Genomic DNA, 17,040 nt, shown 5'->3' on the forward strand with positions numbered 1-17,040 from the left:
AACAACTGACGAATCAACGTACCCAGATCATCACTCGACCCACGCGACTTCGACGACAGATTCGTCAGAACCTGCGCCCCCATGTCGAACTTCATCCAGTCCCCCTGCCGAGCTGAGCGAACAAATGTCTCACTATGCCTATCAACTCGCCGGGGCCGGAGGCAATTGGGGCCCATGGTGCTGTTGAGAGGCTGTGACAGAGTCACCGGTGGGTCCGGCGCGGGCAAGGAGAGCCGAAAACGGAGCACCTGACCCGGTCATGGTGGGCCGGGAACCGTTCCGGAGTGGCCGGGCTGCCGCAGATCTTCAGGCGATCCTGCACGGTGCGCGCACGATCACCGGCCGCGGCTGCCCGATCGCCGCAGGACGGATCTGGGGCCGCCGGGGCGCTGATTGCCCACGCTCTGAGACAGAATGCCGTTTGGCACAAGCCGTGTCGCCGCCGGCCACTATCCACATCCGCGCCTGCTGCACAGCTGTTTCACGTCCGCACCGTGTGTGCGGACCGCGCGACGACTCATGGAGTGCAGATTGACTACGACGTTCCGCTCTCGGATCACCGCCCGGATCGGGCGCAGCTACCTGTCCAGGATCCAGAAGTACGGGATCGGGTCCTCGACGGTCAGGCTGCTCCCCGACGACCTGCTGATGATGCTGCGCAGGGATGGCCTCGACCCGGTGGACAAACTGGCCAGGACCCGGGCGAAGCGGCCGGTGCACAAGGTCTCGCTGCCGTTCGGCATGGACGCCTGGGTGGTCAGCGGCTACGAGGAGTCGAAGGCCGTCCTCGGCTCGGCCGACGGATTCAGCACCGACTTCGCGCACCTCGCGACGAACGCCGGGGTGGCCGCCGAGCAGAGTCCCGGCGGACTCGGGTTCAACGATCCTCCCGTGCACACACGACTGCGCCGCATCCTGACCCCGGAGTTCACGATGCGCCGGCTGCGGCGTCTGACCCCCAGGATCGATGCCATCGTCGCGGAACGCCTCGACGCGATGGAAGCCGCCCGGGGCCCGGTCGACCTGGTGCAGGAGTTCGCGCTGCCGATCCCCTCCCTCACGATCTGTGAGCTGCTCGGCGTGCCGTACGAGGACCGCGACGACTTCCAGCAGCTCGCCATGGACCGCTTCGACCTCTTCGCCGGAACGACCGCGCCCTTCGGCGCGATGTCGGAGTCGCTGGAGTACTTCAGGGGCGTCGTCGAGGCGCAGCGCCGGAAGCCGGGCGACGGTCTGCTCGGCATGATCGTGCGCGAGCACGGTGACGACGTCGACGACGAGGAACTCGCGGGCCTCGCCGACGGGGTGCTCACCGGCGGCTTCGAGACGACCGCCAGCACGATCGCCCTCGGCTCCCTCGTGCTGCTCCAGAACGGGGACGTCCTGGAGCGAATACGTGCTGACGACACCATGACCGCCCCCTTCGTCGAGGAGGTGCTGCGCTACCTTTCCGCGGTGCAGATCGCCTTCCCCCGGTTCGCCCGCGAGGACATCGAGATCGGTGGCGTGGTCATTCCCCGGGGCGACATGGTGCTCTGCTCGCTGAGCGCCGCCAACCGCGATGCCGCGTACGTCACGGACGACGGGCGCTTCGACCCGCACCGCACTCCCTCGGCCGGCCATCTCGCCTTCGGCCACGGCATCCACCGCTGCATCGGCGCCGAACTGGCCCGGATGGAACTGCGCACGGCCTACCCGGCCCTGGCCCGGCGGTTCCCCGCGATGCGGCTCGCCGTCCCGCCCCAGGACCTGGCGTTCCGCAAGCTGTCCATCGTGTACGGCATCGAATCGCTGCCGGTACACCTGCGCTGAAGCGGGCTCCCCGCGCCGGAGCGGGCCCCGCCTGCCTCGTGACCGTTCCACAGCACATCCACCCCGCTTCTCAGGAAGGAACCGGCGTGACTTTCGGGGGACAGAACCCGTACGGCCCGACGTGGCCGCCGAACGGGGGTCAGTCACCGCCACCGGGCGTGCCGCCGCAGCCCGGCCCTCATCCGTACCCGGGGCCGCATCCGAATCCGTACCCGGGGCCCTACCCGGGGCCGGGATTTCCGCACCACCCCTCGTACCTGCCGCCCCGTTCGCTGTGGCAGCAGTTCCGCGAGGGCGACTGGCCCCCGCTGATGGAGCTGCTGCGACGGCTGCCCGTCCACGGCTGCGCGTGGGCCGCGATCCTGTTCTGCTTCTGGCCCCTGCTCCTGCCGGTCCTGGCCTATCCGCTGGCCCGGTCGGCCCGCAGGCAGGCGCACCTGAGATTCCCTCCGCACACCCACCGCCGCGTCCTGGACCCGCAGGTGATGCGCGTGCAGAAGGTCAGGGCCTGGGCCGCGCTGGTCACCTCCTGTCTGATCCTCGTCGTCTACGGCACCGCGTCGGACTTCGCGGAGATCCAGGAGCAGTACACGTTGCGGCTGGCCGTCACACCGTGGCTGCTGCTCCTCACCACGCCCCTGGTGGTCCTGGTCCTGTTCCGGATCGCGCCGCAGGCCGAGAGGCCGGGCATGCGGACCCGGCTGCGCCCCGCCGTGCGCTCGGCCCTGTGGTACTTCGCCGCGTTCACGGCGGTGCCCCTGCTCTTCGTGGGAGAGGTGTTCCTCGGCCAGAAGTTCGATCACTACCTGTTCGGGCCGCTCATCAGGCTCGCCCTGCTCGCTCCGGTGGTGTGGATGCTGTTCTTCGTCTGCTTCGCCTCCACGACGGTGGTCCGCACCGTGTTCGGCACCTCCGAGGTGCACGCCGCGCTTCCGGCCCTGCTGACCGGTGTGCTGGTGTGGGAGCTGGCGGCGATCAACCTGTCCATGGCCGGAATGCCGCCGGGCCCGCCGCTCGTCCGGGTCTGCGCCCTGATCGGCGGCCCGGCCTCGGTCTCGGCCGTGGCGTGGTGGGAGATCACCCGCCTGCGCACGAGGTACGGGGTGACGTTGCGGGGCCGGCCGGCGCCGTGACGGGCGGCACCCGTGGCACCCGGGGTCGGTGATCGCCGGTGAGTTCGCCGCTGAGGGCCCGGTGGATCCCGGCGCTCGGCTTGTTCAGGCCGACGATCTCGACGCTCTTGCCGGGAGGGCAAGAGCGGGCAACCTGGCGTGCGGGGGCGTTCGGTGAGGTGCGGGAGGCCGGGGCGGTCTCTCAGCACTCGATGATGTTCACCGCGAGCCCGCCCCGCGCGGTCTCCTTGCAGTTTGACGTATGCAGTCCGCTGGGCGAGTCATCGGCAGGTGCACTACCGATGTCCGATTCCACACCGGGATCGGACCCGGCGCTGCTCAGTCGCCCCCTCACCCCGTCGAGCAGCCGGGCCCGCTGCTCGGGATCGCGTGCAAGCTCCGCTCCGGCCAGCGCCATTGCCGCAGCCCCGGCGAGCACCGCCGAGTCGGCGGAGGGCGACGCTCCGTGCTCCGCGAACTCGGCCGTGTGGTGGGCGGCGTCGCCGACTTCGTAGCCGATGGTCGGGTGGATCGCCGGCAGCACTTGCGAAACGTTGCCCATGTCGGTCGACGCGATGTGCTCACCCGCGCGCGACACCGGGCTCCGCCCCAGGGCCCTGAGCGCCCGGACATAGGCGCCGGTCATGAACTCGTCCTGCCGCAGGTCGGCGAACTCCTCCCCGCACGGAGTGATTTCCAGCTCCGTCCCGGTGGCGAGCGCGCCGGCCTCGAGACAGGCCCGGACCCGGGCCTGCGCCCGGCGCAGCCGGGTCACCGAACCGGCCCGGATCTCCACCGCCGCTTGCGTGTGCGCGGGAATGACATTGGGCGCCTGCCCGCCCTCGGTGACGATGAAGGAGACGACCAGCCCCGGCTCGAGCTGCTGCCGCAACAGCCCGACTGCGTGGTAAGCCACCGAGATCGCGTCGAGTGCGTTCGCGCCCTCCCATGGCGCGGTCGCGGCGTGGGAGGGCCGGCCGGTGTAGTTCGCGGTCCACTGGGCCATCGCCAGTGAGGAACCGTCGACCTCGTCCTGCCCGCCGGCGTGGACCATCATCGCGGCGGCGACATCGTCGAAAACCCCGGCCCGCAGGAGAATCGCCTTGCCGCCTCCGGCTTCCTCCGCAGGCGTGCCGATGAGCTTGACGCGGATGCCCAGCTCGTCGGCGACTGCGGCCAGGGCCAGCGCGCCGCCGGTCGCGGCGGCGCCGTTGACGTTGTGCCCGCACGAGTGTCCGATCCCGGGCAGGGCGTCGTACTCGGCGCAGAAGCCGATCGTCAGCTCGCCGGTGCCGCGCGTGGCGGTGAACGCCGTGTCCAGACCGCCGACGCCCCGCTCGACGACGAATCCGGCGGCCGCGACGAGGTCGGCGATCTTGGCGCAGGACCGATGCTCCGCGAATGCCGGTTCCGGTTCCCGGTGCAGGCTGTGGCTGAGCTCTACGAGCCCGCCGGACCAGCGGTCGACCGCATGCGTGATCGCGGCCGCGATGTCGGCCGGCACGCCGGCGCGTTCGGCGCTCACCGGGACTCCTCCCGCTTGCGGTAGCACAGGCCCAGGCCCGCGCCGACGACCGCGACACCGGCGCATACGGACCACAGCCAGATGTACGTGTGCAGGGTCACGCCCGCCGAGGTCTGGTGGGCCGACATGATCGCGCCGACGACGGACGCGCCGATTGCCGCGCCGAACGACAGCGCGAGCTCGTTGATGCCCGCCGCCATGGCGGTCTCCTTCTCCGGGACGCACTCGACGCACAGCGCGCGGGTCGAGGCCTGGTAGCCGCCGAAGCCGAGGCCGAGCAGGGTGATCGCGGCGAGATACTGCGGCGCCGTCCGGTGCCACGCCAACAGGCTCAGGAACGACGCGGCGATGACGACGCCGGAGAGCGCGAGCGTATGGCGCTCGCCGAACCTGCGCAGCAGCGTCGCGGTGGAGAGGGAACTGCCGAGGGCGAAGACGTTGAGCGCGAGCGCGACCAGTGCAATCGCCTGCGGTCCGTAGGCCAGCCCGAACCCGGCCTGGTCGGGCGAGGAGCCCAGGAAGACGGCGTTCGCGCCGAAGAAACCGATGGTGGAGAACGCCAGGCAGAACGTGACCCCCGAGACGATGGCTACGGGTGGATCGACCAGCATCCGCAGGTTGACGAGCGGGGTCGCCGCTCGCGCCTCGACAGCGATCCAGGCGGCCAGGGCGAGCAGCCCCCCGGCCAGCGAGCCGACCGTGCGGGCCGAGGTCCAGCCCCAGCTGCCGCCGAGAGAGAGCGCGGCCACCACGCCGACGAGGCCGAGCGCCAGCAGCGCGAACGCCCGCAGCGACAGGCGCTCGCCGGTGGGCGGAGCCCCGTCCGGGAGCAGCAGGCCCGCGATGACGGCCAGGACCGCGAACGGCACCGCAACCCACAGACCCAGGGCCGCGGAGTGCTCGCTGAGCGTGCCCGAGATGACGCCGCCGACGCCCACCGAGGCGGTCAGCGCGCCGACGAGGAGGCCGACCCCGGAGCGGCGGTGCTCCGGTGCCCGGTGCCGCAGGATGCCGATGAGCAGGGGCATGAAGCCGACGACGGCGGCCTGGAGTACGACGCCGACGGAGATTGTGAGCTGGCTCGGCCAGGCCGCCATCAGCAGAGATCCGACGGTGACGAGCGCGATGGACACCCGAAGGAAGCGGCGGTGGCCGTATGTGTCGCCGAGCTTGGCGAGCAGTGGCGTCCACACGGCGAAGGCGAGCTGGGACAGCAGGTAGATCCGGGTCTGTCCCGCGTCGGTGATGCGCAGGGCGCCGCCGAGCGAGGGCAGGAGCGGCGTGAGGTAGCCCTGGGTCACGCCGCTCAGCAGCTCGACGAGGGCCATCGAGCCCAGGAGCACCTTGACGGGAGTGTGCCGCTGTGCGACCGCTTGCTCCCGCTGTGGTTGCTTTGTCCGCATCATTGACCTCGACTTCGATGGCGTTGGGAACCTGGGTACTTGGGCGGCCCGCTCCACACTGTGGGTGACGCGCATCACTCAATTCGTCAGATGGCCCATATTTGACACAACGGGGCGCCAGACTGCCCGATATGAACGCTCGCCCCGGGTCGGAACTCGACATCTCGCTCATCGATGCGCTCCAGCTGAACCCTCGCGCCGACTGGGCCGAGCTGGCCGGGGCGCTGTGCCACTCGCCGAAGACGTTGGCCAGAAAGTGGAGTGCGCTGTCCGAGCGCGGCCTGGCCTGGATTGCGATCGGTCCGGGCCCGGCGTTCGTCCGCTACGGGTGTGCGGCGTTCCTGGTTGTCAGTTGCCGGCCGCATGCCAAGCGCGATGTCGTCGCAGCGCTGATCGCCGAGCCCGCCGTGGTCTCGGTGTCCGCGACGTCGGGCGGGGCAGACTTCCTGGTCGACGCCTTCGCGCCGAGCCTCGACGACCTGGCCCGACTGCTGAGTGAACGGATCGAGACCATCGGAGGGATCGTCTCCGTGACAACACTTGTCGCGCTGGCGACCTACCGGGAGGGGTCGCGGTGGCGGGTGCAGGCGCTGGACCTGCAGCAGTCAGCCCTGCTGACACGGCCGCAGGCCGGGGCGTCTCGCAGGTCGGGTCCTTCGCTCGACGATCTCGACCGACTTCTGCTCGAGGCGCTGTCGCGCGACGGGCGGCTGCCCTGGACGGACCTCGCCGACCGGTGCGGAACGACCGGACCCACTGCCCGGCGCCGGGTAGGGAAGATGATCGATTCCGGCCGGATCGCCCTGCGCTGTGAAGGCGCGAACGCCCTGGTCGGGCCGATCGTCCCGACCACGTTCATGATCTCGGTGCCGCCGGACGAGGTGAACCGGGCCGGCGAGGTGCTCGGCAGAATTCCGAAGTGCCGGGTCCTGGAAGCGATCACCGGACCGTCGAACATGCTGCTGACGATGTGGTTCCGCAGTACCGCCGAGATCGCGCCCTTCGAGGCCGCGCTGGTCCGCGAGCTCCCGTCCATCGTCATCGCGGACCGATTCGTCAGCCTCCGGACGTACAAGCGGGGTGGCCACATCCTCGATGCGGAGGGGCGGAGCACCGCGTTGATCCCGCCGGCGTCGATCTTCGCCGGGCCGAATTGACCGGGCGGCGGGCGGCGTTGCTACGGGCATCCTGTAGCGGACGGCCTTGTCCGAGGCGGATGGCGAGGCCCGGATGGCGAGGCTGTCCGCCCCGGATCACGGGCGATCCGGCTCCTGGCCCTGACCGCGCACGGCGTCAGCGGCATCGCGGCGACCGGCGTCACCACGGAGGTGATCGACGCGCCGGTCCGTCCGGGTGGATGGGAATCGCCGGTATCGCGACTCCTGTGTCGGCGCCGTCGCATCGCCCTTGGAGGTGGCCACGTGACCGGCCGGGCCGACTCCGGTGAGCGCGGCCACGCCCCGGCCCGGTGGCTCGACCCCGTGTCCTTTGCCGATCACGTCGTTCCCCTCCCGCCGAAGGCGGCGACGCGTCGCCGGTTCATCGGCCACCTTCGTGTGCGCCGTGGAGAGCGCCCCGGAGCACCGGGGTCGGCCGCACCTTGCCGCCAAGGCCGTCGCTCGTCAACCACCCGTGCACCCGGTCCATTGTTTCGCGCGGCGGGACGGCGAGCTCGTTTCCCGCCGCGCGGTCGCCCGGCTTCGCCGTCGCGTCCATGCCGACCTTCGTCACGGTGCCGTCCTGCTGCATGGGCACGTTGCGGTCGCACGGGACGGCCGGGACCAGGACGAGGTCCCGCTCCCAGCGCATCCGGCTGGTGCGGGCCCACTGGACGTGTTCGGCGTCCCAGACATCGACGTCCGAGTCGACGACGGTGACCTGCTTGATCATGCTCACGGCGGCGAAGCAGCCGAGGATCGCGCGTTTGGCCTGCTTCCGCTGTTCCGGAGGGAGAGCGACGACGACGTCCACGCGCCCACCCCCGGAGAGAGTCACCGCGAGATCGGTGGCCCGGCAGCCGAATCCGCGCAGCGCATGCCGCAGGCCGGCGGCGATCGGCAGCGCACCGAGGAAGGAGTGTTCGGCGGCGAGGCCCGGGAGGATCACCTGGACCGAGGCGTCGGCCCGCCTGGTCACCGCGGTGACTTCGAGGGTGCACCCGTCGCCGTAGTCCTCGTACATGCCGTGGTATTCGCTCACCAGGCCCTCGTGGACCGGTTGGTCGACCCGCAGTACACCCTCGATGACCACCTCCGCGTCGGCGGGCACGAGCACGTCGCTCGTCGTGGCCCTGACGACCCGGACGGGCTCGCCCAGCAGGTGACCCGCGTGCTCCAATTCGTCGTCCCCGAGGCCGAGATAGAAGCACGCCGCCAGCTGGATGGCGGGATGGCTGCCCAGCGTGACCGCGACGGGCAGGCCGCGTCCCGCGGTCGCCGCCGAGCGCGCGAGGGCGCTGAGGTGGTGGTTGGGGGCGATCCCGACGAACCCTGTCGTCTGCTCCAGCGGCTTGATCCGGGCGTAGGAGGCGTTGCGGTGACCGGTGACCGGATCGTGGGCGACGATCATTCCCGCGGTGATGTACCCGCCGGAGTCCTTCTCGAAGAATGTGGGCGTGACGACCTCGCGCCAGACGTCCGCCGCGGGGAAGCGGAGTTCCTGGCACGGGGCGACCGTGACCTCCTCGGTCGGTTGCCGGGAAGCGATGGCCGCGGACAGTGCGTCCAGAATGCCGGACTTCGGCACCCCCAACGCTGCCGCGATTCGTTCGCGATCGGTCAGCACGTTGCCGACGACGGGTAGTGCCGAGCCCCTGACGTCGGTGAACCGCACTGCGGGGCCCCGATCCAACAACGCGAGCACGCCGCCGAGTTCGAACCGCGGGTCCACCGGCCGGTCGATGTCGACGAGCTCTCCGCGACACGCCAGGGCCTCGACGAAGCCGCGCATCGACTGATCGCCCCCACGGCCCGCGCCGGACCCGACCTCGACGTCCGGGCCCATCCAATCTTCTTCCATGTCTGCGTCCTTCGAAACTCGTCCACACCGTACGCAACCCGGTCGTTCCGACCCGACCGGTTGCCGATTGTCGGTCCCGACGACGGAGCGGTCCACATGATTCCCGATCTACGGGAATCATGTTCTCGCGCCGCCGGCAGGGTGCCACCTTTGCCTGCCATGGAAGCAACTCACGGCCAGCCGGACGCCGACCTCATCCTCACCGGAGTGGTGCCACTCGGAGAGGGCGCCTTCCAACGCGGGTGGGTCGCCGTCATCGACGGCGTGATCACCGGCGTCGGTCCCGGCCGACCGCCGGTCCCGGGCACGCGGCGGATCGATGCCGGCGACTCCTTCGTCCTGCCGGGCGCGGTGGACGCCCACGTGCATTCCTACTCGCACTCCGGGGAGGGGCTGCGGGCCTCCACGTCGGCGGCGGCCGCCGGCGGGGTGACCACGATCGTCGAGATGCCCTTCGACGCGACCGGCCCGATCCACACCACCGAGCGCCTCGACGCCAAGCTGGCGAAAGTCGCGGAGGAAGCGGTCGTCGACGTCGCGCTGCTCGGCACCCTCGCCCCAGGAGGGGGATGGCGCCGCGCCGAGGAACTGGTCGACGCGGGGGTGGTCGGATTCAAGGTGTCGCTGTTCGACACCGACCCGTTCCGGTTCCCGCGCATCTGCGACGCCGAGCTGCTGAGTGTGATGAAGGCGGTCGGCGAGGCCGACTCCGTGCTGTGCGTGCACGCCGAGAACAATGAGATCATCCAGGCGCTGCTGGCCGACGAACGCCACCGCAACGCGTCGGACCCCCGGGTGCACGGCAGGACCCGGCCGCCGGTGTCGGAGACGCTCGGCGTGCTCACCGCCATGGAGATCGCCGCGCACGAGGGCAACGCGCTGCACCTGTGTCATCTGTCGCTGGGCCGCTCGGCCGACCTGGTGCGCTGGTACCGGGAGCAGGAGGTCGACATCACCTTCGAAACCTGCCCGCACTACCTGGTCTTCACCGAGGACGACATGGTCGAGCAGCGTGGCCGGTTGAAGATCAACCCACCGCTTCGGGACGAGGCGAGCCGGGACGCGATGTGGCGGGCGGTCAGTACCGGTCTGGCCGCGGTCGTCTCCTCCGATCACGCTCCCTGGCCGCTGGAGTTCAAGGACCATCAGAGAATCCTGGACAACCATTCCGGAGCCCCCGGCACCGAGACACTGGTGGCCACCACACTCGGTGCGTGCCTGCGCCGCTACGGGGCCGGCCCGGAGTTCTCCCGGGTGGTGGCGGCGCTCACCAGCAACCCGGCCGAGCGATACGGCATCGGACATCGCAAGGGCCGGCTCGCGCCCGGATACGACGCCGATATTCTCGTTCTCACCCCGACCGAGGACTGGCGGATCGATGGCTCGGCCCAACACTCCAATGCTGGGTGGAGCCCCTACGACACATATGTCCCCGGCGCTCGGGTCGCACTGACGCTCAGCCGCGGCACGGTCGTCTGGGATGCCGACAAGGGACTCACCGGCTCCCCGGGCCGCGGGCTGCAGGTGCGTCGGAGGTGACCATGGCGATCGAGCGGCCGTCGGCCGGCGAGCTGTCGTCCCTGGCCCGCGGAATGCGGATTCTCGAGTTCATCCAGGACCGGGGGCAGGTGCAGGCGGCCGAGGTGGTCGAAGCACTCGCCATCCCGACGTCATCGGCGTATCGCTACATTCGGCTGCTGAAGAGCGCGGGGTTCCTCGCGGAGGTCAACGGCGCGCTGCTGCCGACGGATCGGCTCACGGACCGCTCGGTCGACCGGAGCGAGCACCTGGTGGACATCGCCCGTCCGGTGCTCACGCGGCTGCTCCGCCGCAGCGGGCTCGACGTCGCGCTCACCGTGCGCGTGCACACCGCGGCGTTGTGCCTCGACACCCGGCGCGGCGGATCCGGTGGCGTGGCGCTGCATCCCGGCGAGGTCCTCGCGCTGCACTCGGGGGCCAGCGCGACCCCGCTGCTGGCGACAGCCCCGGAGGCGGTGCGCCGGCAGGTCCTGCAAGGCAGGCTGCAGCGGTTCACCGCCGCCACCCCGGACGCCGCCGCCCTGCGGGAGGAGCTCGCCGGTATCCGCCGACGCGGTTACCACGTGACGCACGGCTGGCTGACCCCGGGGATGAGCGCGCTCGGGGTACCGGTGATCGTCGCCGGTTCGTGCCTGTGCACGGTGTCCCTGGTGGGCCGGCATGCCGAACTCACCGATGTGACCGGGCCGCTGGCGCTGCTGCGCACCGCAGTCGACGAGATCGGCACCGGCCTTCCGCACGCGGTGTCCCGCGCCTGGCTGTTGCCGGACGCAGAGGGCTCGCGCGGCGAAATCTGATTTTCCCTCAGGCCGGGGCAACCACAGGTGCCCCGGAACGCACGTCGATGGCAAATGGCAAGGAGACTCGATGCGTGAAAATACTGCCGTGGCCGCCCGCTGTGGTGCGCCCGGCGACGGCCGGAAGCAGGGCGCATGATCAGCGACCCGGAGCTCATCACACCGAACGTCGAGCGAATGTCCGAACGGTTCGCAGCCCTCGCCGAGTTCCACGACTCGACGGTGCCGGGGTGGAGCCGGGAGGTGTTCTCCGAGCCGTACCGCGCCTCCCGTGACTGGGTACGCCGGCAGATGGCCGACGCCGGGCTCGACCCGGTGACCGACGCGGCCGGGAACATCGTCGGCCGGCTGCCCGGACGCCGTGGCGGGGGCCCTGCCCTGGTCACCGGGTCGCATACCGACACGGTGAGTCAGGGCGGGCGCTTCGACGGGATCGTGGGCGTGCTTGCGGGGATCGAGGTCGCGCAACGGTTCCGGGAGACCGGCACCCGGCTGGAGCATGACCTGACGGTCGTGGACTTCCTGGGAGAGGAAGCCAATGACTTCGGTATCTCCTGCATCGGTTCCCGGGCTGTCACCGGGGTGCTGCGGGCCGAGCACTTCGACCGCGTCGATGGAGCCGGAACCCGGCTGGGAGACGCTGTCACCGGTTTCGGACTGGATCCACAGCGGATGCTGCGGCAGGCCTGGCGCCCGGCCGATGTGCACGCCTACGTCGAGTTGCACATCGAGCAGGGGCCGCTGCTGGAACGATCGGGCACGAGCGTCGGAGTGGTGACCGCGATCGCCGGGATCGACCGGCTGCTGCTGCGATTCGCCGGCCAGTCCGGGCATGCGGGCACCACCGCGATGGACGAACGGCACGATGCGCTGGTCTCCGCGGCTGCGGCCGTGCTCACCGTCGAGCGGGTCGGTTGCGGGGCGCCGGTGCACGGCGTGGCAACCCCGGGCTGCATCGAGTCGAGCCCCGGCTCGATGGGGGTGATCACCGATCAGGCCCGGCTGTGGGCGGAACTGCGCAGCGTGGACGGCTCCTGGCTCCGCGGTGCGCGCAAGCAGATCGTCGATGAGGTGGTGGCGGAGGCCCGGCGCCGCGGCGTGCAGGTGGATGTCGACCACCTCACCGATCAGGACCCGGTACCCACCGCGGAGCCGGTGCAGGACGTGATCGGCCGGTCCGCGGACGCACTTGGCCTCTCCTGGCGGGCGGTGCCCTCCGGCGCGGGGCACGATGCCGCGCACCTGGCCCGGCTGGCGCCGATGGGCATGATCTTCGTCCCCTCGGTGAACGGGCGCAGCCACTGCCCCGAGGAGTTCACTGCGATCACCGACATCGAGCAGGGGGTGCACGTACTCGCGAGCACCCTGATGTCGCTGGATCGCATGTCACTGGACCGGCACGCCGTCGTGCGCGGCGGGTAGGAGGCGGAACTGCAATGGCTGCAGCCACTGTCGCCCGGCGCTCGGTCGTCGCGGCGTCCCTCGGCAACGCGATGGAGTGGTACGACTTCACGGTCTACGCGTTCTTCGCCGGCTACATCGCCCGCAACTTCTTCACGAGCGACGATCCCAAGTCGGCACTGATCGGCGCCTTCGTCGTGTTCGGTACCGGATTCGTGGCGCGTCCGCTCGGCGCCGTGGTGATCGGCCTGTACGGCGACAGGAGAGGCCGCAAGGCCGCGCTGACGCTCTCCATCGGCACCATGGGTGCCGGAACGCTGGTGCTCGCGCTCACCCCGTCCGCCGTGCACATCGGGATCGCGGCACCGATCCTGCTCCTCGTCGCCCGTCTCCTGCAGGGTTTCTCCGCGGGCGGGGAGATCGGGGGCGCCGCGGCCTTCCTCGTCGAGCACGCCCCGCCGGACCGGCGGGGCCGGTACGCGGCGTGGCTGCAGGGGTCCATGGGGGTGTGCAACCTCGTCGCCGCAGTCGCGGGGGTCACCATCACCACCGTGCTCCCCGAGTCGGCGGTGAACGACTGGGCGTGGCGGCTCCCGTTCGTGCTCGGCCTGCTGATCATCCCGGTCGGCGTCTACATCCGCCGACGACTTCCCGAGACGGAGGCATTCGAGCAGAACAACGCCGATGCGAAGGAGCAGCGAAGTCCCGTCCTGCGGTTGGTCCGTGAGTACCGGGGACAGATCCTGACCGGCTTCTTGTTCTCCGTGCTGTGGACGATCTGTGTGTACGCATTCGTCATCTACGGGCCGACCTATTACGCGAGCACCCAGACCGGACTGGGATTCACCGCTCGACAGACGTTCCTGGCATCGCTGGTGGGCAATGTCGTCCTGATCGCGGGCTGCGTGGCCGCCGGCCGGGCAGCCGACCGGCTCGGCGCGAAGCGGGTGGTGGTGGCCGGTGCGCTCACCTTGCTCGTGCTACCGCTGCCCTGCCTCCTCTGGTTGCACGACCAGCCGACCGTCCCGGTGCTGCTGGTCGTGCACGGCCTGCTGTGCGCGGGCGTCTCCGCGTTCGCCGGGGTCGCGCCGTCCGTACTGCCCCGGGCCTTCCCGGTTGCCGTGCGTGCGACGGGGGTGGCGCTGAGCTACAACATCGCCGCAACTCTCTTCGCGGGATTCACGCCGGCGCTCATGGCTTGGGCCACCGCTTCCGTGACCCCCTATGCACCGGCGCTGTGGGTGGCGATTGCATCCGTGGCCTGTCTGATCGCGGTACCGGCACTGTTCCGTCAGATCGCGGGTGCGGAGGAACGGGAGCCGCACCCTCCCAGGATGCAGGGACCTGTGGTTGCGGCGACGGACCGGCTCGACGTCGGACGCTGACGGCCGGGTGAACCGTGGAGCTGGAGCTGGAGCCGGAGCCGGAGCCGGAGCTGAAGCCGGGCCGACCGGGGGAGCCTGACCGGCGGGCACTGTGCGGGATCCTGTTCGTGCTGCATACCGGGATCCAGCAGGTGTACCTCCCGTCTGCCGGAGGGACCTTTCGGCGACGATCCGCCGTACAGGGGGAAAGGCCGCGACAGAGCCGAAAGACGAGAAACACCTGATCAGGGGCGCTTTTCTCAGCACTCGATGATGTTCACCGCGAGCCCGCCGCGCGCGGTCTCCTTGTACTTCACGCTCATGTCCGCACCGGTCTCCTTCATGGTCTTGATGACCTTGTCGAGGGAGACCTTGTGGCTGCCGTCGCCGCGCAGCGCCATCTTCGCCGCCGTGACCGCCTTCACCGCGGCCATGCCGTTGCGCTCGATGCACGGGATCTGGACGAGACCGCCGACCGGGTCGCAGGTCAGGCCAAGGTTGTGCTCCATGCCGATCTCGGCGGCGTTCTCGACCTGTTCGGGAGTGCCGCCGAGGACCTCGGCAAGGGCGCCCGCGGCCATGGAGCAGGCGGAGCCGACCTCGCCCTGGCAGCCGACCTCGGCGCCGGAGATGGAGGCGTTCTCCTTGAAGAGCATGCCGATGGCCCCGGCGGCGAGGAGGAAGCGGACGACGCCGTCCTCCTTCTCCGCCTCGGTGGCGCCGCCGGCCGCGAAGTTCATGTAGTAGTGCAGCACCGCCGGGATGATGCCCGCGGCGCCGTTGGTGGGCGCGGTGACGACCCGGCCGCCCGCCGCGTTCTCCTCGTTGACCGCCATCGCGTAGAGGGTGATCCACTCCATCGCGTGGGCCTGCGGGTCGCCCTCGGCACGCAGCTGGCGGGCGGTGTTCGCGGCGCGGCGGCGGACCTTGAGACCACCGGGCAGGATGCCCTCGCGGGACATGCCGCGCGAGACACAGGCCTGCATGACCCGCCAGATGTCCAGCAGACCCGAGCGGATCTCGTCCTCGGTGCGCCAGGCCCGCTCGTTCTCCAGCATCAGCGAGGAGATCGACAGGCCGGTGTCCTTCGAGAGCCGCAGCAGTTCGTCGCCGGTACGGAAGGGGTGCTTCAGCACGGTGTCGTCGAGCACGATCCGGTCCTCGCCCACCGCGTCCTCGTCCACGACGAAGCCGCCGCCGACCGAGTAGTACGTCTTCTCCAGGAGAAGGGCGCCCTCGCGGTCGAAGGCGAAGATCGTCATGCCGTTGGCGTGGTACGGGAGGGCCTTGCGGCGGTGCAGGACCAGCTGCTCGTCGGCGTCGAAGTCGATCTCGTGCATGCCGAGGAGGTTGATCCGGCCCGTGGTACGGATCTGCTCCACCCGCTCGTCGGCGGACTCCACGTCGACGGTGCGGGGCGATTCGCCCTCCAGGCCGAGCAGGACGGCCTTGGGGGTGCCGTGGCCGTGACCGGTCGCACCGAGCGAGCCGTACAGCTCGGCGCGTATCGAGACGGTGTGGGCGATCAGGCCCTCGTTCTTCAGCCGGCGCGCGAACATGCGGGCGGCGCGCATCGGGCCGACCGTATGGGAGCTGGACGGGCCGATGCCGATCGAGAACAGGTCGAAGACCGAGATGGCCACGGGGGACTCCTCAAGGGTTGGTAGACGTCGTCGTCTGCCGGGTGGTGCGGGACGGACCGATGGGTACGAAGAGCGCGGGACAAGGGCGGGGGCACCGTGCTCACTCTTCAGTGTGCGCGGTGCCCCCACCCGGCATGCAAACTGCGGGTGACCTACTTGAGGCCGGGGTACAGCGGGAACTTGTCGGCCAGCGCGACGACGCGGGCCTTCAGCGCGTCCGCGTCGTAGGACGGCTTGAGCGCGGCGGCGATGATCTCCGCGACCTCGGTGAAGTCCTCGGTCTGGAAACCGCGGGTCGCCAGGGCCGGCGTACCGATCCGCAGACCCGAGGTGACCATCGGCGGCCGCGGGTCGTTCGGGATGGCGTTCCGGTTGACCGTGATGCCCAGCTCGTGCAGCCGGTCCTCGGCCTGCTGGCCGTCCAGCTCGGAGTTGCGCAGGTCGACGAGGACCAGGTGGACGTCCGTACCGCCGGACAGCACGGAGACACCGACCTCGGTGACGTCCGGCTGGACCAGGCGCTCGGCGAGGATGCGGGCGCCGTCCAGGGTGCGCTGCTGGCGCTCCTTGAACTCCTCGGTCGCCGCGACCTTGAACGAGACCGCCTTGGCCGCGATCACGTGCTCCAGCGGACCGCCCTGCTGGCCCGGGAAGACCGCCGAGTTGATCTTCTTGGCGAGCTCCTGCGTCGACAGGATGACGCCACCGCGCGGACCGCCGAGGGTCTTGTGCGTGGTGGTCGTGACGACGTGGGCGTGCGGCACCGGGTTGGGGTGCAGACCCGCGGCCACCAGACCGGCGAAGTGCGCCATGTCGACCATCAGGTACGCGCCGACCTCGTCCGCGATGCGGCGGAAGGCGGCGAAGTCCAGCTGACGCGGGTACGCGGACCAGCCGGCGACGATCAGCTTCGGCTTGGACTCCTTGGCCAGACGCTCGACCTCGGCCATGTCCACGACGCCGGTCTCGTCGACGTGGTACGGGATCACGTTGTAGAGCTTGCCGGAGAAGTTGATCTTCATGCCGTGGGTCAGGTGACCGCCGTGGGCGAGGCTCAGGCCCATGATCGTGTCGCCCGGCTTGAGCAGCGCGAACATCGCGGCGGCGTTGGCCTGCGCACCGGAGTGCGGCTGGACGTTCGCGGCCTCGGCGCCGAACAGCGCCTTGATGCGGTCGATGGCGATCTGCTCGACGACGTCGACGTGCTCGCAGCCGCCGTAGTAGCGGCGGCCGGGGTAGCCCTCGGCGTACTTGTTGGTGAGGACGGAGCCCTGGGCCTCCATGACCGCGACCGGAGCGAAGTTCTCCGAGGCGATCATTTCGAGGGTGGACTGCTGGCGGTGGAGCTCGGCGTCGACAGCGGCGGCGACGTCCGGGTCCAGCTCGTGGAGGGAGGAGTTGAGAAGCGACATCAGGTGGTCCCTTT

General features: G+C 70.3%; 12 protein-coding genes. 7 read left to right on the top strand and 5 right to left on the bottom strand.

What is annotated here, in order from left to right; genetic code table 11:
- Positions 1–519 precede the first annotated feature (519 nt).
- Both ACFV8T_RS32420 and ACFV8T_RS32425 read left to right on the top strand, forming a co-directional pair.
- Positions 520–1,812, top strand: a complete 1,293-nt coding sequence (locus tag ACFV8T_RS32420) for a cytochrome P450 (protein ID WP_385334569.1) — start codon at positions 520–522, stop codon at positions 1,810–1,812.
- Positions 1,813–1,898: 86 nt separating this feature from the next.
- A complete protein-coding gene (locus ACFV8T_RS32425) occupies positions 1,899–2,945 on the top strand; it encodes a hypothetical protein (protein WP_385334571.1) in 1,047 nt (348 codons plus the stop codon).
- Positions 2,946–3,126: 181 nt separating this feature from the next.
- Here the strand turns inward: ACFV8T_RS32425 and ACFV8T_RS32430 are convergent, their stop codons facing one another.
- Both ACFV8T_RS32430 and ACFV8T_RS32435 read right to left on the bottom strand, forming a co-directional pair.
- A complete protein-coding gene (locus ACFV8T_RS32430; RefSeq protein WP_385334573.1) occupies positions 3,127–4,449 on the bottom strand; it encodes an amidohydrolase in 1,323 nt (440 codons plus the stop codon).
- Positions 4,446–5,777 (bottom strand): MFS transporter, encoded by a 1,332-nt coding sequence (locus ACFV8T_RS32435; protein ID WP_385334575.1) that lies wholly within the window; start codon positions 5,775–5,777, stop codon positions 4,446–4,448. The genes ACFV8T_RS32430 and ACFV8T_RS32435 overlap by 4 nt, the downstream gene beginning before the upstream one ends.
- 206 nt (positions 5,778–5,983) lie before the next feature.
- On the opposite strand from ACFV8T_RS32435, the gene ACFV8T_RS32440 reads away from it, so the two are divergent.
- Positions 5,984–7,009, top strand: a complete 1,026-nt coding sequence (locus ACFV8T_RS32440) for an Lrp/AsnC family transcriptional regulator (protein ID WP_385334577.1) — start codon at positions 5,984–5,986, stop codon at positions 7,007–7,009.
- 382 nt (positions 7,010–7,391) lie between these two features.
- On the opposite strand, the gene ACFV8T_RS32445 is transcribed toward ACFV8T_RS32440, so the two are convergent.
- Positions 7,392–8,870, bottom strand: a complete 1,479-nt coding sequence (locus ACFV8T_RS32445) for a UbiD family decarboxylase domain-containing protein (RefSeq protein ID WP_385334579.1) — start codon at positions 8,868–8,870, stop codon at positions 7,392–7,394.
- A 159-nt stretch (positions 8,871–9,029) separates the two neighbouring features.
- Here ACFV8T_RS32445 and ACFV8T_RS32450 point away from each other — a divergent pair, with 159 nt between their 5' ends.
- The 4 genes from ACFV8T_RS32450 (at position 9,030) to ACFV8T_RS32465 (ending at position 13,992) form a co-directional block, all read left to right on the top strand.
- The gene (locus tag ACFV8T_RS32450; RefSeq protein ID WP_385334581.1) at positions 9,030–10,409 is read left to right on the top strand and encodes a dihydroorotase family protein; all 1,380 of its coding nucleotides are present in this window, start codon (positions 9,030–9,032) and stop codon (positions 10,407–10,409) included.
- 2 nt (positions 10,410–10,411) lie between these two features.
- Positions 10,412–11,206, top strand: coding sequence for an IclR family transcriptional regulator (locus ACFV8T_RS32455; protein ID WP_385334583.1), 795 nt, complete (start codon positions 10,412–10,414; stop codon positions 11,204–11,206).
- A 135-nt stretch (positions 11,207–11,341) separates the two neighbouring features.
- On the top strand, positions 11,342–12,628 hold the full coding sequence (locus tag ACFV8T_RS32460; RefSeq protein ID WP_385334585.1) for a M20 family metallo-hydrolase: 1,287 nt from the start codon (positions 11,342–11,344) through the stop codon (positions 12,626–12,628).
- A gap of 14 nt (positions 12,629–12,642) precedes the next feature.
- Positions 12,643–13,992, top strand: coding sequence for an MFS transporter (locus ACFV8T_RS32465; RefSeq protein WP_385334587.1), 1,350 nt, complete (start codon positions 12,643–12,645; stop codon positions 13,990–13,992).
- Positions 13,993–14,231: 239 nt separating this feature from the next.
- Here ACFV8T_RS32465 and ACFV8T_RS32470 read toward each other — a convergent pair whose 3' ends face one another.
- Complete coding sequence (locus tag ACFV8T_RS32470) at positions 14,232–15,614, bottom strand: L-serine ammonia-lyase (protein WP_385334589.1); 1,383 nt, start codon at positions 15,612–15,614, stop codon at positions 14,232–14,234.
- A 152-nt stretch (positions 15,615–15,766) separates the two neighbouring features.
- Positions 15,767–17,026, bottom strand: a complete 1,260-nt coding sequence (gene glyA / locus ACFV8T_RS32475; protein ID WP_385334591.1) for a serine hydroxymethyltransferase — start codon at positions 17,024–17,026, stop codon at positions 15,767–15,769.
- Positions 17,027–17,040 lie beyond the last annotated feature (14 nt).

Origin of the sequence: Streptomyces sp. NPDC059832, from assembly GCF_042731715.1 — a bacterium.
Taxonomy (GTDB): Bacteria; Actinomycetota; Actinomycetes; order Streptomycetales; family Streptomycetaceae; genus Streptomyces.